Genomic DNA, 25,910 nt, shown 5'->3' with positions numbered 1-25,910 from the left:
CTTTTCGAAAGGAGCCAGAACCTATGAAGCAGCATCGTTATCTCCCTATGACTGAACAGGATCAAACCGAAATGCTACGTGTGGTCGGTGTATCATCCATTGATGATTTATTCAGTGACATTCCAGAGGCCATTCGATATCAAGGGGAACTGCCTCTTTCTTCTCGACTCGATGAGAAAGCCTTAACCCGCCACTTGGCTGAGCTGGCCGGACACAACGCCAATACAGACACACATGCCAGCTTCCTTGGCGCAGGAATTTATGATCATCATATTCCGTCCGTCATCCAGCACATCACTTCACGCTCGGAATTCTATACAGCCTACACCCCCTATCAGCCGGAAGTAAGCCAAGGCGAGCTACAAGCCATTTTCGAGTTTCAGTCGTATATTTGCGAATTGACGGGCATGGCTGTAGCTAATGCCAGCATGTACGACGGAGCGACTGCACTGGCTGAAGCGGGCTCACTGTCCGCCGCAGCTACCCGCCGTAAACAGCTTATCGTATCAAGGTCCGTCCATCCGGAGGCACGTCAGGTATTGGCAGCCTATGCACGCGGATTGGATTTGGACATCGTGGAGATCGGCTGTTCGGACGGCGTAACGGATGTTGATGCGTTAGCGGCAGCCGTATCGGAACAGACCGCGGCTGTTTTGGTCCAAAGCCCCAACTTTTTCGGAGCCGTGGAAAACCTGAAGCCGATGGCTGACCTCATCCATACGCACAAAGGTCTTTTGGTCGTCAGTGCCAATCCACTAGCACTTGGCTTGCTGGAAACACCCGGCAAACAGGGCGCGGATATTGTGGTAGGAGACGCGCAGCCACTTGGTATCTCCTCTTCTCTCGGCGGTCCGACCTGTGGATACTTTGCCGTTTCTCAGGCACATATGCGCCGTATTCCCGGCCGTATTGTGGGTCAGACCACAGACCGCAACGGTAAGCGCGGCTTCGTGCTGACCTTGCAAGCGCGGGAACAGCATATCCGCCGCGAAAAGGCCACCTCTAACATTTGCTCCAACCAAGCGTTGCTAGCTTTATCTGCATCTGTATACTTGTCTGTCATGGGTAGACAGGGGATCAAGGAAGTAGCGGAGCTAAATTTGCATAAAAGCCGTTATGCTTTAGAGCAATTGCTGAGCTTGAAGGGCGTAACTGTCTCGTTTAACGCACCGACGTTTAACGAGTTTGCCCTTAGACTGCCTGAGGGTACAGATATGAGCAAACTCCAGGCCGAGCTGCTAGCTGCTGGATTTATCGCTGGCTACGATTTGGGCCGGGACTATGAGGAACTTGCTGGTCACATGTTGATTGCCGTGACGGAGCAAAGAACCAAAGAAGAGATTGACCAATTTGTACACACCTTGGGGGGATTGCTATGACACACACCGGACAGGATCAGAAACAAGGGCTGTTGAAGGAACACGATCAAGCGCTCATTTTTGAATTGAGCCGTCCGGGTCGCATCGCCTATTCCCTTCCCGAGTGCGATGTTCCCCGTCGCCCGGTGGCAGAGCTTTTGCCAGATTATGCGCTGCGTAGCGAACCTGCGGCATTACCCGAGGTATACGAAGTAGACGTTATTCGGCATTATACCGCCTTGTCCCGGCGTAATTTCGGTGTGGACAACGGATTTTATCCGCTCGGCTCCTGTACGATGAAATACAATCCGAAGGTGAATGAGGATGTCGCCCGATATACAGGCTTCGCCAAAATCCATCCATATCAGCCAGAGGAGAGCATCCAGGGTGCCATGGAGCTGCTGCATACGCTCCAAAATGATTTGGCTGCGTTAACTGGCATGGATGCCGTCACGCTTCAGCCCGCCGCGGGCGCCCATGGCGAATGGACCGGGCTGATGATGATTCGCTCATACCACGAAGCACGTGGTGAGCGACGTACCAAGGTGCTCGTGCCGGATTCCTCGCACGGAACGAACCCCGCCAGCGCAACCGTCGCGGGCTTCGAAACAGTCACCCTCCCCTCCACCCCTGAGGGGCTGGTGGATCTGGATGCGCTGCGTCAAGCCGTAGGCAACGACACCGCGGCGCTCATGCTGACCAACCCGAACACGCTTGGGCTGTTCGAGAAGCAAATCACTGACATTGCTGCCATCGTGCATGACGCAGGTGGTCTACTTTACTATGATGGGGCGAACTCCAACGCCATCATGGGGATTACCCGTCCCGGAGATATGGGCTTCGATGTAGTGCATCTCAATTTGCATAAAACGATGAGTACCCCGCACGGCGGCGGCGGCCCCGGCGCTGGGCCTGTCGGCGTAAAGCAACGGCTCATCCCTTATTTGCCCAAGCCACTTGTCGTACGGGATCTGCAGGGGGTGTACCACTGGGACCGGGAACAGGGAGATTCTATTGGACGGGTTAAAGCCTTTTACGGCAACTTCGGTATTCTCGTCCGTGCCTATACCTATATCCGTAGCTACGGTCCTGATGGCTTAAAGCGTGTATCGGAATGCGCTGTGCTCAATGCCAATTACATGATGCATAGGCTCGCTCCACATTTTGACCTGCCCTACCCTGGACATTGCAAACACGAATTTGTAATGTCGGGGCGAGGCTTGAAAAAATTTGGAGTGCGTACGCTTGATGTAGCCAAACGGCTGCTTGATTTCGGCTACCATCCGCCTACAATTTACTTTCCGCTGAATGTAGAGGAGTGCATCATGATCGAGCCCACGGAGACGGAGAGTAAGGAAACACTTGATGCTTTTGTCGACACTATGATTCATATTGCGCGGGAAGCAGAAGAGAACCCTGAGCTGGTGCTCAATGCACCATATACTACTCCAGTCACACGATTGGACGAAACTACCGCAGCCCGCAAACCTGTACTGAATTGCTCATGCAGTTAAAAACAAATTCTACTTAAAGCATGCAAAAAAGCCGGTATCATTAGATACCGGCTGCTGTATGTACACAGCAATTTTTTTGTTGAAAAAAGATATAACCTTTGAAATGGAATACCCTTCCTTAGCCTTCGATGCTTTGAACCAATTCAACAACCTGTTCTGCTGTTTGCATGTCCAGAGCTTTTGTAGCCAGTTTTTCCATGTCCGCACGGGACAACTTGGAAATTTGACTACGTGCTGGCAGAATGGAAGTTGCGCTCATACTGAACTCATCAAGTCCCAGACCCAGCAGCAACGGAATTGCTGTTGTATCTCCTGCCATTTCGCCACACATACCAACCCAACGTCCTTCACGGTGAGCGGCATCAATAACCATTTTCACCAGACGCAGAATAGATGGATTGTATGGTTGATACAGATAAGAAACCCGCTCGTTCATGCGATCCGCTGCCATTGTGTATTGAATCAGATCGTTTGTACCGATACTGAAGAAATCCACTTCTTTTGCGAATTGGTCAGCCAATACCGCTGTAGAAGGAATTTCTACCATGATGCCCAGCTGAATTTCTTCAGATACGGATACACCCTCGGCTACCAACTTTTCCTTTTCTTCCAACAAAACAGCTTTAGCTTCACGGAATTCGTTCAGCGTAGCAATCATTGGGAACATGATGCGCAGGTTACCATGCACACTTGCACGCAACAAAGCACGCAATTGAGTGCGGAAAATATCCTGGCGATCCAGACACAGACGAATAGCACGGAATCCAAGGAACGGATTCATTTCTTTCGGCAGGTCCAGATAAGGAAGTTCTTTGTCGCCACCGATATCCAAAGTACGGACTACAACCGGTTTACCTTCCATTCTTTCCAGAACGGTTTTGTACGCCGTATACTGTACTTCTTCGGATGGAAGCTTATCGCGTCCCATGTACAAGAACTCCGTACGGTACAAGCCAACGCCTTCACCACCGTTGTCCAGAACACCAGCTACATCATTAGGCGTACCAATATTGGCTGCCAGTTCGACATGGACACCATCGACAGAAACCGTAGCTTCGCCGCGCAGCTTGCGCCACTCTTCGCGTTGCTTGTCGTATGCCACCTGTTTAGCACGGTATTCCGCAACAATCTCTTCGGTAGGGTTCACGAATACGTGACCATCCAAACCATCAACGATAATCAAATCACCGCTTTTAGCTTGAGACAATATATTTTTCGTTCCCACAACTGCAGGAATTTCAAGTGAGCGAGCCATAATAGCCGAATGCGAAGTACGTCCGCCGATGTTCGTTGCAAAACCTTTAACAAATTCACGGTTCAGCTGAGCTGTGTCGGAAGGTGTCAAATCTTCTGCAAGCACAATCGTTTCTTCGGCAATTTCTGCAGGACTAACAAAATGAACACCAAGCAGGTGATTCAGGATCCGCTTGGTTACATCACGCATGTCCGATGCGCGTTCTTGCAAATAGGCACTTTTCATGTTTTCAAACATGGAAATGAACTGTGTAGCTACTTCATTCAAAGCATAGTCAGCATTAAGCTGCTCGTCTCTGATTTTAGCTTTAACCGGATCGATCAATTCAGGATCATTCAGGATGAGCAAGTGAGATGCAAAAATTTCTGCTTTTTTCTCTCCCAGCTCCTGAAGCGTTTTCTCCTTAATGGATTCCAATTCGGTTTGAGATTGTGCCAAAGCCGCATCCAATCTCGCGATTTCAGCTTCAACATCACCAACCGCGCGTCTCTCTACAGCGTAATTCGGATGCTCCAAGATAAACGCCCGGGCAATGGCTATGCCTGCCGAAGCGGCAATCCCGGAAATTTTAAGCATGAACTTCGCCCAGCCCTTCGTTAACGATTACATTTTCAAGAGCTTTCAGTGCTTCGGCAGCTTCAGCGCCTTCGCAGATAATGTTAATAGTATCGCCTTGTTCCAGACCCAGAGACAATACACCCAGAATGGATTTCAAAGTTACTTTTTTACCGTTAGCTTCGGCAAAAGATTCAGCACCGCTGAATTTGTTAGCTGTATTTACCAGCGCAGTTGCAGGACGTGCATGGATACCGTCTTCATCCGTAATTCTAAAAGTTGTTTGCATAATTTGTTCCTCCCACTTTCCTAAAGATAATATTTGTTTACACGCAGTATACCAGATAGTTGATCAGACGGCCTAAGCCGCCTAATCAACTAATCCGAAACACATAGAGTTTATTTTATCGTAATTATACCATCTTCGCCAGCCTTCAATACTCCAGTTTTGTTTAAAGTTACCGAAGAACCTTCTGGAAGGTTAGTAAAAATGACAGGTGAGATGATGGATTTAGCGTTTGCCTTCACGTATTCCAGGTCTACTTTCATAATAGGCTGGCCAGCTGACACAAGATCGCCTTCGTTCACCAAAACGTCAAATCCTTGGCCTTTAAGCTTCACTGTATTCACCCCGATATGAACAAGCACTTCTTTACCGCCATCGGATTGAATACCAATCGCATGCTTGCTTGGGAATACATTGAATACTTTACCATAAACAGGGGACACAATCGTTCCATCATTTGGAACGACCGCAAAACCGTCACCTGTCATACGTTCTGCAAATACCGGATCGGGAACCGTCGAGATATCAACCAATTCTCCGTTAACAGGCATTACAATATCTTCTACAATAATGGTTTGTTGTTCTTCTCCAGCTTCCTTCTCCTCTTGTGGAGCAGGTTGCGCCGGAGCTGGTGCAGGTGTACGTCCAGCCATGATATCAGCCATTTGAGATTTAATGGTGTCCGAACGTGTACCGAAAATTGCCTGTACGTTGTTACCGACTTCAAGGACACCCGATGCACCAAGTTGTTTCAGACGAGCTTTGTCAACGTTCGATTTCTCATTAACCTCGATCCGAAGACGTGTGATACAAGCATCTAGATGCTTGATATTCGATGAACCACCGAAAGCTGCCAAAATGTTGTGCGGGAGCTCATCACTACTACCGACTGCTGCGCCATCCACATTATCTGTAGCTTCTTCACGTCCTGGTGTTTTCAAGTTGAACTTCCGTATGATGAACCGGAATCCGAAGTAGTAAATAACTGCCAAGATCAGACCGACGATAATTACATACCACCAAGGCGTACGGGTTGGAATAATCCCGAAAATCAGGAAGTCAATAAATCCGCCTGAGAAGGTCATACCGATTTTGACATGTAAAATTTGCATGGTCATAAATGACAGACCTGCGAATATACAGTGTACTGCAAACAGCAGTGGAGCTACGAACAGGAAGGAAAATTCCAGTGGCTCCGTAATACCTGTCAAGAACGAAGTCAATGCTGCTGAACCCATGATACCTGCTACATATTTTTTGTGTTCTGGTCTTGCTTCATGGTACATTGCAAGCGCTGCTGCCGGCAAACCGAACATCATGAATGGGAATTTACCCACTTGGAACGTACTTGCTGTCAACGCCACTCCGTCGCGAAGCTGGCTGAAGAAGATCTGCTGGTCACCGTGAACGGTTTGACCTGCTTTGTTAACATATTCACCAAACTCAAACCAGAACGGTGAATACCAGATGTGATGCAAACCAAATGGAATAAGCGCGCGTTCGATAACCCCGAACAGGAACGCCGACAAAGTCGGGTTGGAATACACCATAAAGTGAGATACTGCATTAAGTCCTTGTTGAACTGGAGGCCAGATCAGAACCAGCGCAAGTCCGACAATCAGTGAGGATACCGCCGTTGCAATCGGAACGAAACGCTTACCCGCGAAAAAGCCCAGATACGAAGGAAGCTCAATTTTGAAAAAGCGGTTGTACATGGCCGCGGCCAGTATACCGATGATTATCCCGCCGAACACCCCGGTTTGAAGCGTTGGAATCCCCAACACGTTTGCATAACCCGGTATTTTTTGAGCAATCAGACCAGGTGTGACACCCACGGCTGTACCCAGTGTAATGTTCATAACGAGGTAACCGATGATGGCAGCCAAACCTGCTACACCTTCACCGCCCGCCAGACCGACGGCTACGCCAACTGCGAACAACAGTGCCAGATTATCAAAAACGATTTGTCCGGCATTCATCATGATCGTCGCTACCGATTGAACCCAGCCTGCATTTAATGCCGGAATGTACTGGAGAAAATCAGGATTGACCAGCATGTTACCGATACCCAATAAAAGCCCCGCAGCTGGCAAAATCGCTACAGGAAGCATTAATGCTTTACCGACACGCTGTAAAACGCCGAAAAGCTTTTTAAACATACCTTCCACATCCTTCTCTGAAATTTAGAACAGAGGCAAAACAACAAAAAAGGCATGAGCCGATTTAAGTATGTTTGAAAACAACCTTGGGATATAGCTTGCCCCAGTAGGCTGTAAACAATCATAACTTAAAACAACTCATGCCTGATCGAATCAGTAACACGTTAAATGTTCAGTTGTTGTCTTCCTCATTGCAGAATTGATTATAGCACCCCGCTAAATGCGAGGCAATACTTTTTTATTCCGGTTTTATCACTTTTGTTGCTCCCCCTGCTCTTTGCGTTGGGACAACCGTTGCAGATGCATTGTCAAATAACTAACCTCAGCCGGATACACAGATTTACGCAGTCTTTTCTCCATAATTTTCGTGAGCTTCCAGGCCAGCATATACATTTCCGGATACTCCTCATTCAAAAGCTTGTCCAATCGATAAATCTCCTGCACAATTTCTCCCCGGCGCACACGTTCAATCGCAAACCTCAGATGAGTCAGCAGTCGAGAATAATCAAGGGATTGAAGAGGAATACGATAATCCAGTGTGGTCTCGACAACCTGAACCATATCAGCAATCAGACGAGAATCCTTCCTAACCTCGGAGATATGCTGGTTTGTCATGGCGCTATAAATATGCAGAGCCACGAATCCGATTTCATCTTCTCCCAGATCTACATCCATCTTATCCCTGATTAAAGCAACAGCCTGCTCAGCCATCTTATATTCCTGAGGATATATTTCCCTAGTCTCATACAAAAAAGGATTATGAATCGTAATTCCCTGTTTATGACGGTTGATGGAAAAAGCGATATGGTCAGTTAAAGCAATCAGTATGTGCTCATTTAGAGGCTTTTTTGCTTGAAGCTGAACAAGATGAAGCACCTCACCGATGACCTCAATGAGCTTTTCATCCAGCTCAGGAAGCAACCGTTTATATTGCTCCTGTTCTTCATGGCTTTTTAAAATAAATAATTTTTCAACTGAATCCAACGGCATAAGATCGCCGGGTCTGCGATTGAAACCGATTCCTTTTCCAATCACGACAACCTCATCATGCTCGGGATGCATCCCTATAATCACATTGTTATTCAGCGCTTTGGCCACTTTTAGGCTGCTCACATCCGCACCTCTTTTATCAGAACCTTGATCCTAAGAATTATAGCATGAAGCTCAGAGGAATCCACGTTAAAGTACCAAATATTCGGCTAAAGGTCAATAAAAAGAAAACGCTTTTCATCACATTGCCGGGAAATGCTGTGATGAAAAGCGGTCTTTTGGTTAGGGATAGATGCTCCCCAAAGACTTATCGTTATTCTTTATCTGTTAGCGCTACCTCCACCGAGGCTGGAAGAGGCTGCTTATTCGCTTCACCGGAAGGCGGCACGGAATGAAGGCCTTTTTTCCCCGTGGTCAACCCCTTGATTAACTGCTCCACATCAATACCAGATACACTCTTCAGCATCTCAGGTGCCGTAGCCATCAGTTCGGTGACATAATTGCTGACACGCGCTGCTCCTTCTCCTTTTCCCGTATCAACTACGGTGAGTTTATCAATGGACGCAATCGGTTCGGCAATACGTCCAGCCAGATCAGGCAACATTTTTACGATAATATCGAGCACGGCGGCCTCTCCAAACTTCTGGAACGCCTCCGCCAGTTTTTCCTTGGCCTCCGCTTCTGCAAGTCCACGCAAACGGATTACATCTGCGTCTGCCGTCCCTTTGGCGCGTTCGGCATCCGCTTCTGCTTGCCCGTTGAGACGTTTTTGTTCAGCTGACGCTTTAGCCTGTGTCTCAATCGAGTATTGCAGCGATTCAGCCTCACGCATTTTACGCGATTTATCTGCTTCCGCCGCTTGTTCAACCGCATACCGATCGGCTTCTGCCTTCTTTTTCACTTCCGCATCATATTGCTTTTCACGTACCTGTATTTCCTTGGATTGAAGATCAATTTCCCGTTCTTTGCGCACAAGCTCGACCTTCATCTGCTCCTCGACAGCAGTCTGCTTGGCACGGGCCTCCTGGATGTGATAAGCCTGATCGGCTTCTGCCTTCGCTGTATCCTGTTCTTTCTTAAACGAAGCCACTTTCAGTTCCTTCTCCTTGGCTGCCTCGGCAATATTGGTATCCCGCAGCAATTCGGCCTTCTGGCCTTCCTGTTCCGCACGCGCCTTCTGAATCCGGGCATCCCGCACAGCCTCAGCTTCTGCAATCTCAGCATCCCGTTTCACAGCGGCAATTCTCGGCTTACCAAGCGCATCCAGATATCCATGTTTATCACGCACATCTTTGATGGTGAATGAAACGATTTGCAAGCCCATCTTTTTCAGATCACGAGCAGCCACGCCTTGCACTTCCTGCGCAAACCGATCCCGATTACGATAAACTTCTTCCACCGTCATCGAGCCGAGGATTGCGCGTAAATGCCCCTCCAGCACTTCCTGAGCCTCTCCCCTAAGAGCTTCCAGTGGCTTCCCGATGAACTGCTCGGCTGCTGTAGCCACATCCTCAATAGAACTGCCGACCTTGATGATCGCCACACCATCCGCAATCACAGGAACTCCTTGTTCCGTATACACTTCCGGTGTGGTTACGTCCAGTTTATGGGACAACAGAGAGATGAATTCGGATTGCTGAAAAATAGGCCAAATGAAGGCCCCCCCGCCGCGTACAATTTTAATTTTTCGTCCAGAGTCATCCTCGGAAATATTTTTATTTCCTAGAAAAGAACCCGTCACGATCATTCCTTCATCCGGCCCTACTGTTTTGTAGCGGGCCCAAAAAGCGATCCCTAATATGACGATAACGATAACAACAATCCCAGGGACCAACACAATATCTTGCAAATTTGACACTCCCGATCACGCTCCCTTCAAGTTAAGCGAATGCGCCGTCTAGGTGTCCAGGTACGCTACGCGGACGACGCCCTCTGCGACCTCAACCACGACGATACGGGTTCCCGCAGCAAGCGGTTTGTGATCGAAGCTCGATGCTGTATGTATGGTGTTGCCTGCACCCAAGCGGATCATAACCTCCCCGTAACCAACCTCAGGTACAGGAATGGTGACCTCACCAATCCGGCCAGTCAGCTCACGCATGGAGAAGCCGCTGGATACCTCCGAATTCGCCATGGGCTTAATAAACGCAAAGAACACGAGTATTCCGATGACGAACGCAATCCCTAAAGCAAGCACGACGACCCACCCCATGCTCAGCCCAGTATACTTTGTCAGCAGTACTCCAGCTCCGCCAAAAGCGGTTATGGCTCCAAGTAAAACGACAGGTCTGAACCAATCGAGGCCCGGTAGCTCCAATGCACCATCCAGCCAACCACCGAGTACATCTCCAATCAGCACACTGACTACGGTAAAGATAGCGCCCCCTGCCAACAACCACCAAAATATGGTTTCCATGCGACTCCTCCTTCCATGTACCTTTTCAGTCTGGTTTCCAGTCTATAACTATGTTTACGTATTCAACCTTAAAAAGTTTCAAAATTTTCCTCCAATATCACAAATCAAACCCAAAAAAGCACGTTCGTACGTCTAATGACGCACAAACGTGCTTAAAATGATACAAGTGTCGGTTTACAGAGATGCTTTGTAAATTTCGACTACATCTTCGCGATTGAGCTTATTAAAGCCACCAAAAGATCCGAATTTCACAGCTTTATCAGCCATAACATCGATTTGGGAAGCATCAATTTCGTAATCAGCCAGACGGCTTGGTGCACCAATCGAGTTCCAGAAATCACGCAACGCCTGAATACCTTTCAGCGCCACTTCTTCATCACTCTTGCCTTCTGGATTTACATGGAACACATTGACGGCCAGTTGTTTGAAGCGTTCAGGCTTCACATGCAGATTGTGTTTCATCCAGTTTGGGAACAGAATAGCCAGTCCTCCACCATGTGGAATATCATAAACAGCAGATACAGCATGTTCGATATTGTGAGTAGCCCAGTCACCTGTCAGCCCCATGTTCAGGAAGCCGTTCAGCGCCATCGTACCACAATACATAATCGTTTCACGCAGCTCGTAGTTTTCCAGATCGTTGACCAGGCCTGGAGCCGCATCCATGACCGTACGCAAAATCGTTTCGCACCAGCCAAGTTGGACCGGAGTATTGGATTCCAAATGGAAATAATGCTCCAGCGTATGTGACATCATATCTACGATTCCGTAAACGGTTTGATTTTGCGGCAGAGAGTATGTGTTCACCGGATCAAGAATAGAAAACGCAGGGAACGCAAATACGCTGCCCCAGCCCAATTTTTCCTGTGTTTTTTCATTTGTAATAACAGAACCAGCATTCATTTCAGAACCGGTAGCTGCCATGGTCAAAACCGTACCTAATGGCAATGCTGCCTGTGGTGCCGCTTTACGCTCTGCAAAATCCCACATGTCGCCATCATATTTTGCACCAACAGCAATGGCTTTAGAGCAATCCAGCACACTACCGCCGCCTACAGCCAGAACGAGGTCGATTTGATGTGTTTTACACAATTCCACGCCTTTATGTACTGTAGATAAGCGAGGATTCGGTTCTACACCAGCCAGTTCCGTTACCTCTGCACCGATTTCACCAAGCAAACTTATTACATTATCGTACAAACCGCTGCGCTTAATGCTGCCGCCGCCATATACAAGCAGTACACGTTTACCATATTTAGGAACTTCACGCTTGAGAGCCTCCAATTGTCCTTTACCGAAGATCAATTGTGTAGGATTATAAAATTCGAATGCTTTCATCGCAAACGCTCGCCTCCAATAGTTCTAAAGTTTAATGTTAAGAAACTACTCTATTATAACCTTTTCGGTTACAGGAAACAAATCTGCTTTATTTTCAGAAAAAAACCACACTCCTTGAGGAGCATGGTTCCATGTCATATCTTGGGAGGGTTCTCGTAGTGTATTATGTGCTACGCCAGCGATTTTATTCTCCCAAAGTATATCCCAATTGTTTCATAAAACGACCAAAGGCCTGTTGACCGGACGGATTCCGTTTATACACTCCTGCATGCTCTAAAATCTCACTGAATTTCAGTCCAACCTCATTTTGTACGGTACGAATAGCCGTCTCCTTGTCAGGCAAACGACCGAACCGGGTGTTTAACTGGTAAATCCAGTCTGCATGCTTAAACAGTGGATGTCCTTCCTGCTGCATAGCCACAGCCAGTTTGTCATCCCCACACAAAATATCTGCAATTCCATCCAGTTCATCCTTGAGCCGCCCCGGTAATATGGCAAGTCCCATAACTTCGATCAGACCGATATTTTCCTTCTTGATGTGATGCATCTCGCGGTGAGGATGGAAAATACCTTCCGGATACTCTTCACTCGTTCGGTTGTTACGCAGTACGAGATCCATCTGGTACCTGCCTTCGGCATCACGGCGCACAATCGGCGTCACGGTATTATGCGGAATCGTTTCCCCTTCCTGCTCTGTATGAGAGAGGACATCAGCTACAGGATCACTATAAGCTTTCCAGGCTTCAAAAGCAGCATTTCCCGCTTCCAACAACGCCTCGGCATCTGTTGACGTAAAACGGATGACCGACATCGGCCAGTTTACAATCCCTGCTGTAACCTGCGGGAACGCTTCATTATGGTATACGCCATCTACACCCGCTTTTTCAATTGGGAATGTATGACGACCACCCTGAAAATGATCATGGGTCAGGATCGATCCGCCAACAATCGGCAGATCCGCATTGGAGCCAATAAAATAATGCGGAAACGCTTTCGTAAAGGCCAGCAATCGGCGCAGTGTATCCTTCGTAAGCTTCATCGGTACATGATCATGATGGAACACAATGCAGTGCTCGTTGTAATACACATAAGGTGAATATTGAAAAAACCACGGTTCCCCATTCAATTCCACCGGAATAATGCGCAAATTTTGACGGGACGGATGATTTACTCTTCCTGCATATCCAACGTTTTCACGGCATAATTGACACTTGGGATAAACAGGCGGCGGCAAAAGCTTCGCCATCGCAATTTCCTTGGGACTTTTTTCTGGCTTGGACAAATTAATCGTGATTTCCATATCTCCGTAAGATGTCGACTGATTCCAGTACACATTGCTGGCGACCCGATCCATTCGGATGTAGTTCGAATCGATGGATAATTGATAAAAAGCATCTGTCGCCGCCTCTATGCCTCGTTCAGTCTCCGTTTGATGAAAGTCACGGATGACTTCAGACGGTCTTGCCATCAACAGTCCCATGATTTTGGAATCCAGCAAATCACGATACGTGTCTGTGTTTTCAGGGATAAGTCCAGTGGCAAAACCATAATCTATCAAAACATTTAGCACAGGCTGGAGCACTTCGGGGGCCATAATGCCCCCTGCTTCCCCACCTGAATAAGGCTCGGAAAAACCAAACTGATCCAATAGCAAATTACGGCTGTAATCTGTATCTTGCGGACCAATCAAGCCCCTGTTTTGTGCGAATGCAACCAGTTGCTCCACCGCATATAGAGCTGATTGCTGTACAGTTTCGTCGATGTCATTGGCCAGATGCCGGGAATGTTCCCGGCCTTGGCCTTTATCTGCGGATTGGCGCTCGCTCATATGTTATCGTCTCCCGTCTACTCGTCGCCGTAGCCGTGAGGGTGCGACTGATGCCATCCCCATGCTCCGCTAATAATATCCTCTAGTTGGGTACGTGCTGGATTCCAGCCCAACACCGAACGAGCCTTGTCAGAAGATGCAACCAATATCGCTGGATCGCCTGCGCGGCGTGGCTCTGTAACAACTGGAATGTCGAGCCCAGTGACCTTGCGTGCCGTCTCAATAACTTCTTTCACAGAGAAGCCCTGCCCGTTGCCCAGGTTGAATACGTTGCTGTCATTGCCTTCGCGCAAGTAATTTACTGCACGCACATGAGCATCCGCCAGGTCACTCACGTGAATGTAATCCCGAACACACGTGCCGTCAGGTGTCGCATAATCCTCACCAAATACAGCGATGTGTGGACGCTGTTTCAAGGCTGTCTGGAGCACCAACGGGATCAGATGGCTTTCTGGTCGGTGATCTTCACCGATCTTGCCGCTCTCATGCGCACCAGCCGCATTAAAATACCGTAAAGACACATATTTGATGCCTAAAACTTTATCAAACCACGACATCATGCGCTCCATCATCAGCTTTGTTTCACCATAAACGTTGGTTGGTTCTGTACGGTCTCCCTCTTCAATCGGTACCTTTTCCGGTTCGCCGTAGGTAGCCGCAGTAGAGGAAAACACGATTCGGCGCACTCCAGCATCCTTCATTGCCTCCAGCAAGCTCAGCGTGCCAAATACATTGTTGTCGTAATATTTACCAGGATTTTGCATGCTTTCTCCAACCAGCGAGTTGGCTGCAAAATGGATAACTGCGTCGATACTATTTTCAGAGAACAGTTTGGACAGTAGTTCTTTATCCCTCAAATCCCCTTCATACAACTTGCCTCCAAGCAATGCTGCTTTGTGCCCGGTTTGCAAATTATCCAGCACCACAACTTCTTCTCCCAGATCCAACAGTTCTGCTACGGTATGTGAACCGATATATCCAGCTCCACCTGTGACTAAAATGGCCATGTTATTCGTCCTCCTTCAGTTCTTTAACTCCGTCTCCTGCCTTGCATACATAAAAGCTGGCTTCCAGCCCAGTGCGGGTCTGATAAGCTTCGCCGACTTCCTTCACAAAACGTTCCACATCGTCCTCATGAACCAATGAAACCGTACAACCTCCAAATCCGGCTCCTGTCATACGAGCACCCAGCGTGCCAGGAATGCGTCGTGCTTCTTCAACCATGACGTCCAGCTCCGTACAGCTGACCTCATACAAATCTCGTAATGAATCATGAGAAGCGTTCATTAACTGACCAAAAGCTGCAAGTTCATTCGCTGCGAGAGCATCAACAGAGGCCAACACACGAGCGTTTTCCTCCACCACATGCTGTGCCCGCCGACGCACTGTTTCGTCCGCGATGTGATGCTGAAGCTCTTCGAAACGCTTCTCGTCCAGCTGAGCGAGGTATTCCAGTGACGGCTCCTGCTGCTGCAAAATGGACAGTGCTTCGGCACATTGACTACGACGCTCGTTATAGGCTGAGTCCACCAAACCGCGACGCTTGTTTGTATTGCCGATCACCAACTTGTAATCTCCCGTGCGGAATGGCACTTTACGGTAATCCAACGTATCGCACATCAGTAGAATTGCATGATCAGCTGCTCCGTTTGCTACAGCGAACTGGTCCATAATGCCGCAATTGACACCTACATAATTGTTTTCTGCCCGCTGGGACAACAAAGCGATTTCGACCGTATCTGTCTTCTGTTTTTCGATAGTGAGGAACGCATATCCTGTGACAACCTCAATGGAGGCTGAGGAGGATAATCCAGCACCGTTCGGTATTTCTCCGTGATAGAGCAGGTCATATCCGTTAGACGGATAAACTCCCTTATCAGCTAGCTCCACCAGCACACCCACCGGATAGTCCACCCAATCATCCGTTTTTGTTTTACCTATTTCTCCGCGGGAGATAGATACTTCATACGACAGGTTTGTCGAAGCGAAATGAATTTCATCATCATTGCGCGCACGAAGGATTAGCGTCGTTCCGAATTCCAGCGCAGCCGGGAGTACATAACCACCGTTATAGTCGATATGCTCTCCAATCAGATTGACACGTCCAGGTGCATGAAATATCCGCAGTTCATTGCTGCTTTCACCATATTTTTCAATAAAATGTTTCTTTAATTCAGTAGAGTTCATATCCGCATCCACCTCATATACCGTTAGTAAAGACCTCCCTGATTTCCCTGTAACATCTTAATCAGGTTGACATCTCTTATGATTTCAGTATAAATGAAAGCGTCACACAATGTAATGCATCCATGTGTTTAAGCTATGGATAAATGTGACTTGGATATGTACAATGTAAGTATACCGCATCCGCTAAACTATTCACAAATGCAGGAAGGATGACCCTATATTGCAAGCGCATTCATATAGTTATGCTGTCGCCTCTAATCCAGTGTTTTATGAAAATAGCCCACTGCATGTACTTTTTGCAGGAGAGAGCCAAACCAAATCTGGTCATGCCGTAGGGCCTAAAATCTATGATTACTATCTGCTTCACTTTGTAGAATCGGGCAAAGGCATCTTCCGAACGGAACAGCACACATATCAGCTTGAAGAAAACGATTTTTTCCTTATCCATCCCGGTCAGCTGGTGAGCTATACTTCTGATGAAGAGGAACCATGGCGTTATCGTTGGTCTGCGTTTACCGGACACCATACTGAGCAGGTGGTACAGGAGGCAGGACTGCGTGTTCACCAGCCTGTCTTCCATGCTTCTGATCAAAGTCCCATCCCCAGTTATTTGGAACAAATGCAATTGGCCTTTTACAGCAGAAAATCTAGTTCTCATCTTTCAGCCTTGGGCTATTTGTATCTGATTATGGGGGAAGCAGGCAATTACCTGAGTGACTGGGCTGATCCGTCCGGGGCGGATTCGCAAATTCAACGTACAGTCAAGCAGATGGTGCAATATATGTCCACTCAGTACGCACATCCCGTTTCCATTGAGCAAATGTCTGAAGGACTTGGTTATAACCGTGCGTATTTGTCACGGATATTCAAAAAGGAAACGGGCATCTCCCCCGTCACCTATCTGCTTAAGCTAAGAATCGACAAATCACGTCAACTGCTGCGTGAGCGTCCTGAACTATCAGTAGAGCAAGTGGCCGCTTCGGTCGGACTAACCGATGCCTTATATTTCTCACGTCAATTCAAGCGCTTCTGTGGTCAGTCTCCAACCGAGTACCGAAGCAAGGTTAAGCACTACCCACAGTCGTAAAGCAGACTTAAACAGCCCGCATCCTTCAAACGGATGCGGGCTGTTGGTTATATATTGTATAAGAGGATGCGAAATTAGGCCGATGACTACAGATTAACTTTCACCATTAGGCTGTGCCGCCGTCCTGTCAGTTCCCGGCATTCAGAATCGAATCAATTCGATCCAGTTCCTCTTGAGAAAAGTCCAGATTGGATAAGGTAGCAACATTTTCTTCAATTTGACTTACACGGCTTGCCCCAATCAAGACAGAGGTCAGACGTTCGCCGCGCAGAGCCCAGGCCAGCGAGAATTGAGCCAAACTTTGTCCGCGTGCAGCAGCCATCTGATTCAGGGCGCGTACCTTGCGAAGTGTCTCTGGCGTTACATGGTTCTCATTCAGGAAAACCGATGTACTCGCTGCACGTGAATCCTCAGGAATTCCGTTCAAATATTTATTGGTCAGCAGTCCCTGAGCCAGCGGGCAAAAGGCAATGCTGCCTACCCCGTTTTCGTCCAGTACATCTTGTAATCCGTTTTCAATCCAGCGGTCGAGCAAGGAGTATTTCGGCTGATGAATCAGAAGCGGTGTTCCGAGCTCCTTCAGAATGCGAGCTGCTTCTGCTGTTTGCTCCGCACTATAATTGGACACACCCACATACAGCGCTTTGCCGGAACGTACGATATGATCGAGTGCTCCCATCGTTTCTTCCAGCGGCGTATTAGGATCAAATCGGTGAGAGTAGAATATATCGACATAGTCCAGCCCCATCCGCTTCAGGCTCTGATCCAGACTAGATATCATATACTTGCGAGATCCCCAGTCCCCATAAGGCCCTGCCCACATATTGTAGCCCGCTTTGGTGGAGATGACCAACTCATCTCGGTACGGTTTCATATCACTGGCTAAGACTTGTCCAAAAAATTCCTCAGCTGATCCCGCAGGAGGGCCATAGTTATTAGCTAAATCAAAATGCGTAATTCCTAGATCAAAGGAACGGGTAATCATGCTACGGCCATTCTCCGCGTTGTTAATCCCGCCAAAATTATGCCACAAGCCCAGCGAAATAGCGGGCAGTTTTAGACCTGATCTCCCTGTACGGTTATATTTCATACTTTCATAACGATCTTCGCCAGCTAAATAAACCATGCTATCCCAGCCTCTCTCGAAACATTGTAATGTCCATCACAACATCATCATAGCGCTTTTATCCAGGCGTTGACAAGAAAACGATTACAGACCTAATTGATGAGCAAGTTTTTCCATAACTTTACCGATTGGATCCGTGATCAAAAGATCCGCCTTATGATCATACGAGGTGGGATCTGTATTCAGCAGCACCGTATGTTTACCACGAAAATAAGTAATCAAGCCCGCAGCAGGATGTACTGTCAGCGACGTTCCTCCAATTAACAGCAAATCAGCCTGCGAAATAGCCTGAACGGATTGAATAAGGGTATCCTGATTCAGCTCCTCCTCATATAAAACGACATCCGGTTTGATAATTCCTCCATCTATCGGACATTTGGGTACAACCTCAGAGCTGTTCATCACTTCATTTAGACTGTAAAAGCGGCCGCATTCCATACAGTGGTTGCGATGCACCGAGCCATGAAGTTCTAGTACATTCACACTACCTGCAGCCTGATGTAAGCCGTCAATATTTTGTGTCACAACCGCTTTAAGAAGGCCTTGCTTTTCCAATAACGCGAGGAAATGATGGCAACCGTTCGGCTCCGCATCGGGATGCAGCATTTTGCTGCGATAGAAGTCGAAGAACACTTCAGGATGCTTCACAAAAAATGAACGGCTAAGCATAACCTCAGGGGAATAAGGCAATTTCTCCTCACTTTGATACAGGCCTGCTGCCGAACGAAAATCCGGAATACCGCTTTCCGTCGATGTCCCTGCTCCGCCGAAAAAAACAATATTCTGCGATTTCTGTATCCATTCCGCCAACGTATTAACTTTCATACCCTACGCACCTCCAGCTCTTCATATCCACGAACAACCTTATCCGCATCCAGCAAATGACCAGAACGTTCTGCTTCTGGCGCAAATCCAATAGCGAGCCGTACTCCGGCACGCTTGCCCATCTGCATATCCCCATTGCTGTCTCCGATGACTACCACGTCCGCCGGCGACAATCCTAGTAACGCGCAGGCTTTTTCAGTCATTTCAGGGTCAGGCTTACCGTATGTAACCCTATCATGTCCGATAATCTCGTCAAAATAGGATGTCAGCCCCATCCACTCCAAATGCTCCTGTGCAGCCTCTGTACTGTCAGAGGTCACAACCGCCAGCTTCAGCCCGGCATGGCGGCTTTGCTCAAGCAACGTCCGCAACCCTGGAAACACCTTCGCTGCCCGATGTCGCCGAATATCAGCCATCGCCGTTTTATTAAAGTCGCGGACAAGCCGCACAGCCTCATTCCACGGTATACCAGCAGTATAAAGCTGCCAAGCCAGTACCCCCGTACTTTCGTCCACCGTCCCCATGGCTAGCGGGCCAGAAGGATCGTAACCGATCACACGTCCCTCTTGATCGTGAACAGTACCTAGAACGTTGCTTTTTTCTACCGTAAAACCGGTACCCGCCACGGTAAGATGCTGCTCCATCATATCCAGTATAGAACGAGCCCAGGGGCCCCACAACTGAATAAAATCCAGCAACGTTCCATCTTTATCTAATAAAATACCACGGCATGGGTACCTCTCCCCCTGCACGATCAGCTCAGACATGCAGCACACCTCCTTTACTGATTCTTAGGAGCCACATCCACACTCTCTTTCATCCAGTCCTGTAAAGCCGTTACCGTCTGATTCCATTGCTCAACAGCGCTAATTTTCGCGGGATTATCTCCTTTTTGGACACCATAACTGCCGAATTGGGCATGGTTCCCCCCTTCGACTGTAAAATACAGTGTGTTGGCTGGTAAATAAGTTCTTCCACTTTGTACATTTTCCATCTGGACGACTCCATCATCACTTCCCAGTAGAGAAATAACGGGCAGATTTTTATCCTTTAAATTACCCTTGTTATCCGGGTAGGAGGCGAGGAAAAATACACCTTTGACCTGATCAGGATGTGCAGCTGCATATCGGGCCGCCATCACACCGCCTAACGAATGGCCTCCAATAACAAACGCTTCTTTCGGATATGCCTTTAGCACTTCATTCGCCAGATCTGGAGAGATCAATGCAAGGTTGAGTGGCATTTTCGCAATGATCACATGATGACCCTTTTCCGCCAAACGGCGTGACAAGGGTGCATAACTTTCGGGCTTCACCAACGCCCCTGGATACAAAATGACTCCAGTTCCGCTTCTTTTTACAGGCTCAAAACCGACCCAATGTTCTTGTTCATTTACTTTCACAGCATCCGCTACTTCAGCTAATGCAGCAGCAGCCGTCTCGTCAGGCTGATAAGGCGTAAATATCTTCCATGCTCCCCACCCTGCTATCAGTGCAATAACAATCAGGATGCCTAAGAGAACTTTCCATATTTTCCGAGGACCACGTGTCCCATATGAATTGTATGATCTTCTTGTTCTTCTTCTCATTGTAAAAGTTCCTTTCGCCTTTCGTACCTCGTAATTCGTAATTTGAATATAAAATGTGCCGCTGTATTCATCAGCGTAACTAGCCTTGTTAGGGTAACATCGTTGCACATTCAGGGTCAAATCAGCATACATTTCCATGTCTTAGCCCATCTTTGTCCGTGTTCAAGCTTTTGCCACACAATAAGGTTATGATAACGCTTACTATTGTGAATAAAATCACAATGATAAAGTCCAGAGTATCGTACCTTGTTCCTTGTAAAGAATTATTTTTTAAATAGTTTAATCGGCAGAAGCCGTTCGGAGGGAAACACATGACGACAAGCCATGATGTACAAGGGGAAAGCTTCTTTCTCAATTTGCGATTTCTGTTGATCATATGCGTATTTGCAGGAAATGCTCTGGAGCCTCTAGCCGGTTCACTTCATATTGCCCAACAATGGTTCAGCTGGATATTCATGTTTCATATGCCGTTGTTTGTACTCGTTACAGGCTTCTTTGCCCAAACATCTTTGACCGGATCCGCAGGCCGAAAAGTTCTGCTTCAGATCGGTATGCAATATCTTATTTTTCAATCGCTCTATTCGATCTTGGATGTTGCACTCTTCCACGTTCCTCATATCCATCATTCGTTCTTTGCTCCTTATCTGCTACTCTGGTTCCTTGCCAGCCATATCTGTTGGAGACTGCTGATGCTGTCTTTTCAGAAAATACCACCTGTCCTCCAATTGGGTATATCCGTACTGCTGGGTATCCTCGTCGGGTATCTCCCTATGGATGGTATATGGCTGAGCGTATGCAGAACCTTTGTTTATTTGCCTTACTTTGTAGCAGGTTATCATTTGAATTATGCGGACGTTCGACGGTTCTTCACAGCTCCAGTCCGCATAATCGCTGGCGTTGTATCTCTTCTGCTTATGGTACTGGCGGGAACGTCGTATTTCGGCATCCCGGCAGGCTGGCTGTATGGCAACATGACTTACGGTGAATTGGGCCATACCGAATGGTACGCAGGAATTTACCGTATCGGCATTTATGGAGTTCAATGGATAGCATCTATGGCGTTCCTAAGCTTTGTTCCAGCTGTCACAGGACGTATAACCGAGATGGGGAGACGGACACTATATGTCTTCTTACTCCATGGCTTGATCGTCCGTACCGTCGTTGCAAAGGGAGTCTACGAGTATATAGATACTCCAGTGGAAGTCATGTTGATAGTAGTGTGTGCTGCTGGTCTGTGTTGTATGTTGACCATGCCTTGGGTTCGAACTGCAACACGACCTCTGATTGAGCCACAGGTAGAGTGGATGCTAAAGCCAGCTCCTTATCCTTTTAGACGGTCCGCGTAATCTTTTTATCCATTTTTTATTTAACATTGAACACGCGACACCCCACTCACAGACGAACATGGAAGCGAGTCTACCCCCTCTTTACTCCACTTAGCCTGTTTCATACAGGCGTGATGTGGTAAGTAAAGGATGCGCGCAACAAAAAACAACTTTTTTATTAAGGAGTGATTTGTAATGGCACGTAATCAAAATCAGGGGAAAATGAGTCGCGAAGAAGCAGGCCGTATGGGTGGAGAAGCTACTTCCAAGAAGCACAATAAGGAATTTTATCAGGAGATTGGTAAAAAAGGCGGGGAAGCAACCGCAAACTCTCACGATAAAGAATTTTATCAGGAAATCGGTAAAAAGGGCGGCGATGCTACAGCTGAGTCGCATGACAAAAATTTCTACAGAGACATCGGTCGTAAAGGCGGCAGAAATTAAGGTGTAATGTCATCTTCCGCCCTCCTTTAACATAAAACAAGCTTGAGCCCATCCGCTTTATTGCAGAATGGGCTCTTTCATATTTTACCTGATACGGCAAACATGTCAGTATACATATTTCTAATAGAACAAATTCTAACTCATCTAAATGCAATATATAGATAAATAAAACTGTTCATGTCTATATATTGTTGATTACAGAACCCTACTAGTACTTTTTCAAAATCTTCATATATGTAGAAAAATGCTCACATCTATGATAGACTCTTTAGAAAACATCTGCGCTATTACGGCGTCCATTGAACGCCATACTATTTTTATACTTTGGGGGGAAACCAGCATCATGACAGCTAAGACAAAAATGCGTTCCGATATGATTAAAAAAGGCTTTGACCGTGCTCCTCACCGCAGCTTGCTGCGCGCAGCGGGTGTCAAGGAAGAAGATTTTGACAAACCGTTTATTGCGGTATGCAACTCGTATATTGATATCGTACCGGGCCACGTCCATTTGCAGGAATTTGGCAAAATTGTCAAGCAAGCCATTCGTGAAGCAGGCGGTGTACCTTTCGAGTTTAACACCATCGGTGTAGATGACGGCATTGCCATGGGGCACATCGGTATGCGTTATTCTTTGCCAAGCCGCGAAATTATAGCTGACTCTCTGGAAACTGTCGTTTCCGCTCACTGGTTTGACGGCATGGTTTGTATTCCTAACTGTGATAAAATTACCCCTGGCATGATGATGGGCGCACTGCGCGTTAACATTCCAACTATTTTCGTTAGTGGCGGTCCTATGAAAGCTGGTAAAGACAAGAACGGACGCTCTATTTCCCTGACCTCCGTCTTCGAAGGCGTAGGTGCATATCAGGCTGGCAAAATCGACGATCAAAGCTTGCTTGAATTAGAACAATATGGCTGTCCGACATGTGGCTCCTGTTCTGGGATGTTCACAGCGAATTCCATGAACTGTCTCGCAGAAGCGATGGGTCTGGCTATGCCGGGTAACGGCACCATTCTCGCAGTAGCAGAAGAACGTAAAGAATTCGTTAAACAATCTGCACGCCAATTGATGGAATTGATTAAGCTGGATCTTAAACCACGTGATATCGTGACTAAAGAAGCTATTGATAATGCATTTGCATTGGATATGGCAATGGGCGGTTCCACGAATACAGTATTGCATACATTGGCACTTGCCCATGAAGCAGAAGTTGACTACCCTATCGAACGTATTAATGAAGTGGCAAACCGCGTACCTCATTTGTCCAAATTGGCACCTGCTTCCGACTATCATATTGAGGATGTTCATAATGCAGGCGGCGTAAGCGCAGTGCTGAATGAATTGTTGAAGAAACCGGGAGCACTGCATGGAGACTGTATTACTGTAACTGGAAAAACCATTCGTGAAAACGTAGAGGGTCAGGAAATTCTGGATACTAACGTCATCCATAAACTGGACAACCCTTATTCCGAACGTGGCGGTCTGGCTGTATTATTTGGTAATCTGGCACCGCAAGGCTCCATCATTAAAGTCGGTGCAGTTGATGCTTCGGTTGGTGGTTATCACAAAGGCCCTGCCATCTGCTTTGATTCACAGGAAGATGCACTGGCAGGTATCGCCAATGGTAAAATTAATGAAGGACACGTTGTTGTTATCCGTTATGAAGGTCCAAAAGGCGGACCTGGTATGCCTGAAATGCTCGCTCCAACTTCACAAATCGTGGGCATGGGGCTTGGTGCCAAGGTGGGGCTGATTACAGACGGACGCTTCTCAGGTGCTTCCCGTGGTATCTCCATCGGCCATATTTCCCCCGAAGCCGCAGAAGGCGGACCTATCGCTTTTGTTGAGGACGGCGACATCATCGAGCTGGACTTGAACAATCGTAAGATTGAGCTCCACATTACGGACGAAGAATTCGAACGTCGTCGCGCCAACTGGAAAGGCTTTGAGCCGAAGGTGAAAACGGGTTACCTGGCGCGCTATTCCAAGCTGGTGACGAACGCAAGTAACGGCGGAATTATGAAAATCTAAATGCTTTGCCAAGATAGGATTACTTTATGAACGGTTAAAAAGCCTCTCGATACCTAACAAGGGATCGAGAGGCTTTTTTATTAGGTCATTAGGGTTAGCCTATTCAGTCATTTCGCTGTTGAGTATATGGACATCATCTCTCTGAGCTGTTTGCTCAAGAGCCTCGTCTAAGCGGTGTAAGTCTCCCTGATGAAAACAGTCAAACAAGGTATCCATTGGCATCACAATCAGTTTCGGTACCATTACATCTTTTTTTTCACTCAATTGCTTTGAACCCGAAGAATGGATAATACGAAATAACAGCTTTAGATATACAGTGGACACATGCTTGAACAGTCCTTTGGGAAGCTCTCGAACTTGAAATCCCAACTTCTCTGGTCCCCGATGAATCATACTTACTGCATAGATCGCCTTTACATCCTTCATTTCAGAATCATGTACAATGCGTTGGGCCAGATCAGGAAGTTGTTTTTTTACAATCCGAATTAATTGAATAGCTAGATGTACCATCGACTTTGCCGTCGAACCCAATTGAAACAACTTTTTATTATCAAAATGAAGCTCGATTACCGGGTCTCCTTTTTCTAGCCATCTGCTGTTCTCCATATTTACATTTGGCCCATGATAGATACGGCGACGATAATAAAAGATCGTATCCTCCTTGCTTACGGGACGAAGACGAAACAAAACATGGAATAGCCGCTCATACTGGAACCATCCAAATACCAGCGTTCTTTTTAACCAGCCCGTACTGGACATCTCGGAGGCAGTAGGTTGATTGACAGACTGACGGCAAAACAAGGTATCCACCCGTACGCTGCGTAATTGTCGTTCTTGGGCGACCCTCAGTAACTTCTCCAGTGCGATTAGCATATTCTGGGGCGCTTCCACGTCTGCCCCCAATGTCGTACCACAGTCATGGAGCAGCATGACCTCGCCACCCCTCAGCTTTTTGAGCATTCTCTCCGCTAATTGTTTCGCTCCAATGCTTGCCTTCCAGTCCCCGAACATGGAGGACCATAATACGATTCGACGACCATTGGTTTTGGAAATATCAAAAAAGTTCACGATCCCCCAAGGTGGGCGATAAAAGGTCGTTCCCTCGCCAGTTACTCGACGAATGACTGACTCTGTCTGGGCAATTTGTCTTCTGACGGTAACAGGCCGCATAAGCCAATTCGACTTGTGCACATAATTATGAATACCGATTAGATGACCTTCATCATGCATGCGTTTCAGAAGCTCAGGGTGTTTTTCTGCATTCATCCCAACAACAAAAAAAGTAGCCTTGGCATCAAAACGCTTCAGTAAATCAAGCAGCTGTGATGTATACACTGGATCAGGGCCATCATCAAAGGTGAGTGCATATTCTTGCTCACTTTTGCCACGCCTGAACACCCGGAAACCAAATATACGACTAACCAGCGCCGGAATAAAAGCATAAAAAGTTGAAATGTAAAACATCCATAACAGCAAAGTCTGCACGTTTTATCCCCACTTTTCTATTCTGAACTCCCCAAGCAGGCTTCCTGAGGAAAACTCACTTACTTATATGTTATCACAATGACGTAAACATGCCGAGATTTCGCTATTGCAT

21 protein-coding genes are annotated in these 25,910 nt (G+C 47.3%); 6 read left to right on the top strand and 15 right to left on the bottom strand.

The annotated features are described in order from the left end of the window. The first annotated feature begins 23 nt into the window (after positions 1–23). Both gcvPA and gcvPB read left to right on the top strand, forming a co-directional pair. The gene (gcvPA, locus tag ACQW03_RS18555; RefSeq protein ID WP_076294373.1) at positions 24–1,379 is read left to right on the top strand and encodes an aminomethyl-transferring glycine dehydrogenase subunit GcvPA; all 1,356 of its coding nucleotides are present in this window, start codon (positions 24–26) and stop codon (positions 1,377–1,379) included. Continuing rightward, positions 1,376–2,872, top strand: coding sequence for an aminomethyl-transferring glycine dehydrogenase subunit GcvPB (gene gcvPB / locus ACQW03_RS18550; protein ID WP_071642432.1), 1,497 nt, complete (start codon positions 1,376–1,378; stop codon positions 2,870–2,872). Before gcvPA ends, gcvPB begins: the two co-directional genes overlap by 4 nt. Positions 2,873–2,990: 118 nt before the next feature. On the opposite strand, the gene ptsP is transcribed toward gcvPB, so the two are convergent. From ptsP to ACQW03_RS18500, 10 genes are all read right to left on the bottom strand, one after another. After that, the gene (ptsP, locus tag ACQW03_RS18545) at positions 2,991–4,703 is read right to left on the bottom strand and encodes a phosphoenolpyruvate--protein phosphotransferase (protein WP_025722137.1); all 1,713 of its coding nucleotides are present in this window, start codon (positions 4,701–4,703) and stop codon (positions 2,991–2,993) included. Continuing rightward, positions 4,696–4,971, bottom strand: a complete 276-nt coding sequence (locus ACQW03_RS18540; protein WP_013372579.1) for an HPr family phosphocarrier protein — start codon at positions 4,969–4,971, stop codon at positions 4,696–4,698. Before ACQW03_RS18540 ends, ptsP begins: the two co-directional genes overlap by 8 nt. 110 nt (positions 4,972–5,081) lie before the next feature. Beyond that, positions 5,082–7,127, bottom strand: a complete 2,046-nt coding sequence (gene ptsG / locus ACQW03_RS18535) for a glucose-specific PTS transporter subunit IIBC (RefSeq protein ID WP_023989881.1) — start codon at positions 7,125–7,127, stop codon at positions 5,082–5,084. Between the two features lie 252 nt (positions 7,128–7,379). Continuing rightward, entirely contained in the window at positions 7,380–8,240 is an 861-nt protein-coding gene (gene glcT / locus ACQW03_RS18530) for a glucose PTS transporter transcription antiterminator GlcT (protein ID WP_023989882.1), read from the bottom strand. Positions 8,241–8,430: 190 nt separating this feature from the next. Beyond that, complete coding sequence (locus tag ACQW03_RS18525; protein WP_061829261.1) at positions 8,431–9,966, bottom strand: flotillin family protein; 1,536 nt, start codon at positions 9,964–9,966, stop codon at positions 8,431–8,433. Between the two features lie 48 nt (positions 9,967–10,014). Continuing rightward, entirely contained in the window at positions 10,015–10,533 is a 519-nt protein-coding gene (locus ACQW03_RS18520; RefSeq protein ID WP_441951086.1) for a protease, read from the bottom strand. 174 nt (positions 10,534–10,707) lie between these two features. Next, entirely contained in the window at positions 10,708–11,871 is a 1,164-nt protein-coding gene (locus ACQW03_RS18515; RefSeq protein ID WP_441951084.1) for an iron-containing alcohol dehydrogenase, read from the bottom strand. Positions 11,872–12,055: 184 nt separating this feature from the next. After that, positions 12,056–13,699, bottom strand: coding sequence for a UDP-glucose--hexose-1-phosphate uridylyltransferase (locus tag ACQW03_RS18510; RefSeq protein WP_071642440.1), 1,644 nt, complete (start codon positions 13,697–13,699; stop codon positions 12,056–12,058). Between the two features lie 17 nt (positions 13,700–13,716). After that, positions 13,717–14,706, bottom strand: a complete 990-nt coding sequence (galE, locus tag ACQW03_RS18505) for a UDP-glucose 4-epimerase GalE (protein ID WP_071642442.1) — start codon at positions 14,704–14,706, stop codon at positions 13,717–13,719. A 1-nt stretch (position 14,707) separates the two neighbouring features. Further along, complete coding sequence (locus tag ACQW03_RS18500; protein ID WP_441951081.1) at positions 14,708–15,886, bottom strand: galactokinase; 1,179 nt, start codon at positions 15,884–15,886, stop codon at positions 14,708–14,710. Between the two features lie 220 nt (positions 15,887–16,106). Here ACQW03_RS18500 and ACQW03_RS18495 point away from each other — a divergent pair, with 220 nt between their 5' ends. Beyond that, positions 16,107–16,973 (top strand): AraC family transcriptional regulator, encoded by an 867-nt coding sequence (locus tag ACQW03_RS18495; RefSeq protein WP_071642446.1) that lies wholly within the window; start codon positions 16,107–16,109, stop codon positions 16,971–16,973. A 127-nt stretch (positions 16,974–17,100) separates the two neighbouring features. On the opposite strand, the gene mgrA is transcribed toward ACQW03_RS18495, so the two are convergent. The 4 genes from mgrA to ACQW03_RS18475 all read right to left on the bottom strand — a co-directional run bounded on the left by mgrA (position 17,101) and on the right by ACQW03_RS18475 (position 20,512). After that, entirely contained in the window at positions 17,101–18,099 is a 999-nt protein-coding gene (gene mgrA, locus ACQW03_RS18490; RefSeq protein WP_028542446.1) for an L-glyceraldehyde 3-phosphate reductase, read from the bottom strand. A gap of 84 nt (positions 18,100–18,183) precedes the next feature. Further along, the gene (locus tag ACQW03_RS18485; RefSeq protein WP_441951078.1) at positions 18,184–18,924 is read right to left on the bottom strand and encodes an NAD-dependent protein deacylase; all 741 of its coding nucleotides are present in this window, start codon (positions 18,922–18,924) and stop codon (positions 18,184–18,186) included. After that, positions 18,921–19,691: an HAD family hydrolase gene (locus ACQW03_RS18480; RefSeq protein ID WP_071642452.1), complete on the bottom strand. Its 771-nt coding sequence runs from the start codon at positions 19,689–19,691 to the stop codon at positions 18,921–18,923. Before ACQW03_RS18480 ends, ACQW03_RS18485 begins: the two co-directional genes overlap by 4 nt. 14 nt (positions 19,692–19,705) lie before the next feature. Further along, on the bottom strand, positions 19,706–20,512 hold the full coding sequence (locus ACQW03_RS18475) for an alpha/beta fold hydrolase (RefSeq protein WP_441952428.1): 807 nt from the start codon (positions 20,510–20,512) through the stop codon (positions 19,706–19,708). A 311-nt stretch (positions 20,513–20,823) separates the two neighbouring features. Between ACQW03_RS18475 and ACQW03_RS18470 the strand changes: the two genes are divergently transcribed. The 3 genes from ACQW03_RS18470 (at position 20,824) to ilvD (ending at position 24,313) form a co-directional block, all read left to right on the top strand. Then, positions 20,824–21,858 carry an acyltransferase family protein gene (locus ACQW03_RS18470; protein WP_441951076.1) on the top strand — a complete coding sequence of 345 codons (1,035 nt, stop codon included), beginning with the start codon at positions 20,824–20,826 and terminating at the stop codon, positions 21,856–21,858. Between the two features lie 174 nt (positions 21,859–22,032). Then, complete coding sequence (locus ACQW03_RS18465; RefSeq protein WP_023989894.1) at positions 22,033–22,281, top strand: KGG domain-containing protein; 249 nt, start codon at positions 22,033–22,035, stop codon at positions 22,279–22,281. A gap of 343 nt (positions 22,282–22,624) precedes the next feature. Continuing rightward, positions 22,625–24,313, top strand: coding sequence for a dihydroxy-acid dehydratase (gene ilvD / locus ACQW03_RS18460; RefSeq protein ID WP_025723889.1), 1,689 nt, complete (start codon positions 22,625–22,627; stop codon positions 24,311–24,313). A 99-nt stretch (positions 24,314–24,412) separates the two neighbouring features. On the opposite strand, the gene ACQW03_RS18455 is transcribed toward ilvD, so the two are convergent. Then, a complete protein-coding gene (locus tag ACQW03_RS18455) occupies positions 24,413–25,798 on the bottom strand; it encodes a polysaccharide deacetylase family protein (protein ID WP_076294378.1) in 1,386 nt (461 codons plus the stop codon). Positions 25,799–25,910 lie beyond the last annotated feature (112 nt).

It is taken from the genome of Paenibacillus sp. DRB1-1, assembly GCF_052119485.1.
Classification (GTDB): domain Bacteria; phylum Bacillota; class Bacilli; order Paenibacillales; family Paenibacillaceae; genus Paenibacillus; species Paenibacillus polymyxa_B.
This window is presented reverse-complemented; position numbering and strand designations above follow the sequence as displayed.

Excerpts from the sequence above, each read along its gene's own strand:
- ACQW03_RS18500 (WP_441951081.1), bottom strand. The coding sequence starts at position 15,886 with ATGAACTCTACTGAATTAAAGAAACATTTTATTGAAAAATATGGTGAA.
- ACQW03_RS18470 (WP_441951076.1), top strand. The coding sequence starts at position 20,824 with ATGACGACAAGCCATGATGTACAAGGGGAAAGCTTCTTTCTCAATTTG.
- ACQW03_RS18510 (WP_071642440.1), bottom strand. The coding sequence starts at position 13,699 with ATGAGCGAGCGCCAATCCGCAGATAAAGGCCAAGGCCGGGAACATTCC.
- ACQW03_RS18515 (WP_441951084.1), bottom strand. The coding sequence starts at position 11,871 with ATGAAAGCATTCGAATTTTATAATCCTACACAATTGATCTTCGGTAAA.
- gcvPB (WP_071642432.1), top strand. The coding sequence starts at position 1,376 with ATGACACACACCGGACAGGATCAGAAACAAGGGCTGTTGAAGGAACAC.
- ilvD (WP_025723889.1), top strand. The coding sequence starts at position 22,625 with ATGACAGCTAAGACAAAAATGCGTTCCGATATGATTAAAAAAGGCTTT.
- gcvPA (WP_076294373.1), top strand. The coding sequence starts at position 24 with ATGAAGCAGCATCGTTATCTCCCTATGACTGAACAGGATCAAACCGAA.
- ACQW03_RS18465 (WP_023989894.1), top strand. The coding sequence starts at position 22,033 with ATGGCACGTAATCAAAATCAGGGGAAAATGAGTCGCGAAGAAGCAGGC.
- ACQW03_RS18520 (WP_441951086.1), bottom strand. The coding sequence starts at position 10,533 with ATGGAAACCATATTTTGGTGGTTGTTGGCAGGGGGCGCTATCTTTACC.
- mgrA (WP_028542446.1), bottom strand. The coding sequence starts at position 18,099 with ATGGTTTATTTAGCTGGCGAAGATCGTTATGAAAGTATGAAATATAAC.
- galE (WP_071642442.1), bottom strand. The coding sequence starts at position 14,706 with ATGGCCATTTTAGTCACAGGTGGAGCTGGATATATCGGTTCACATACC.
- ptsP (WP_025722137.1), bottom strand. The coding sequence starts at position 4,703 with ATGCTTAAAATTTCCGGGATTGCCGCTTCGGCAGGCATAGCCATTGCC.
- ACQW03_RS18485 (WP_441951078.1), bottom strand. The coding sequence starts at position 18,924 with ATGAAAGTTAATACGTTGGCGGAATGGATACAGAAATCGCAGAATATT.
- ACQW03_RS18475 (WP_441952428.1), bottom strand. The coding sequence starts at position 20,512 with ATGAGAAGAAGAACAAGAAGATCATACAATTCATATGGGACACGTGGT.
- ptsG (WP_023989881.1), bottom strand. The coding sequence starts at position 7,127 with ATGTTTAAAAAGCTTTTCGGCGTTTTACAGCGTGTCGGTAAAGCATTA.
- ACQW03_RS18480 (WP_071642452.1), bottom strand. The coding sequence starts at position 19,691 with ATGTCTGAGCTGATCGTGCAGGGGGAGAGGTACCCATGCCGTGGTATT.
- ACQW03_RS18540 (WP_013372579.1), bottom strand. The coding sequence starts at position 4,971 with ATGCAAACAACTTTTAGAATTACGGATGAAGACGGTATCCATGCACGT.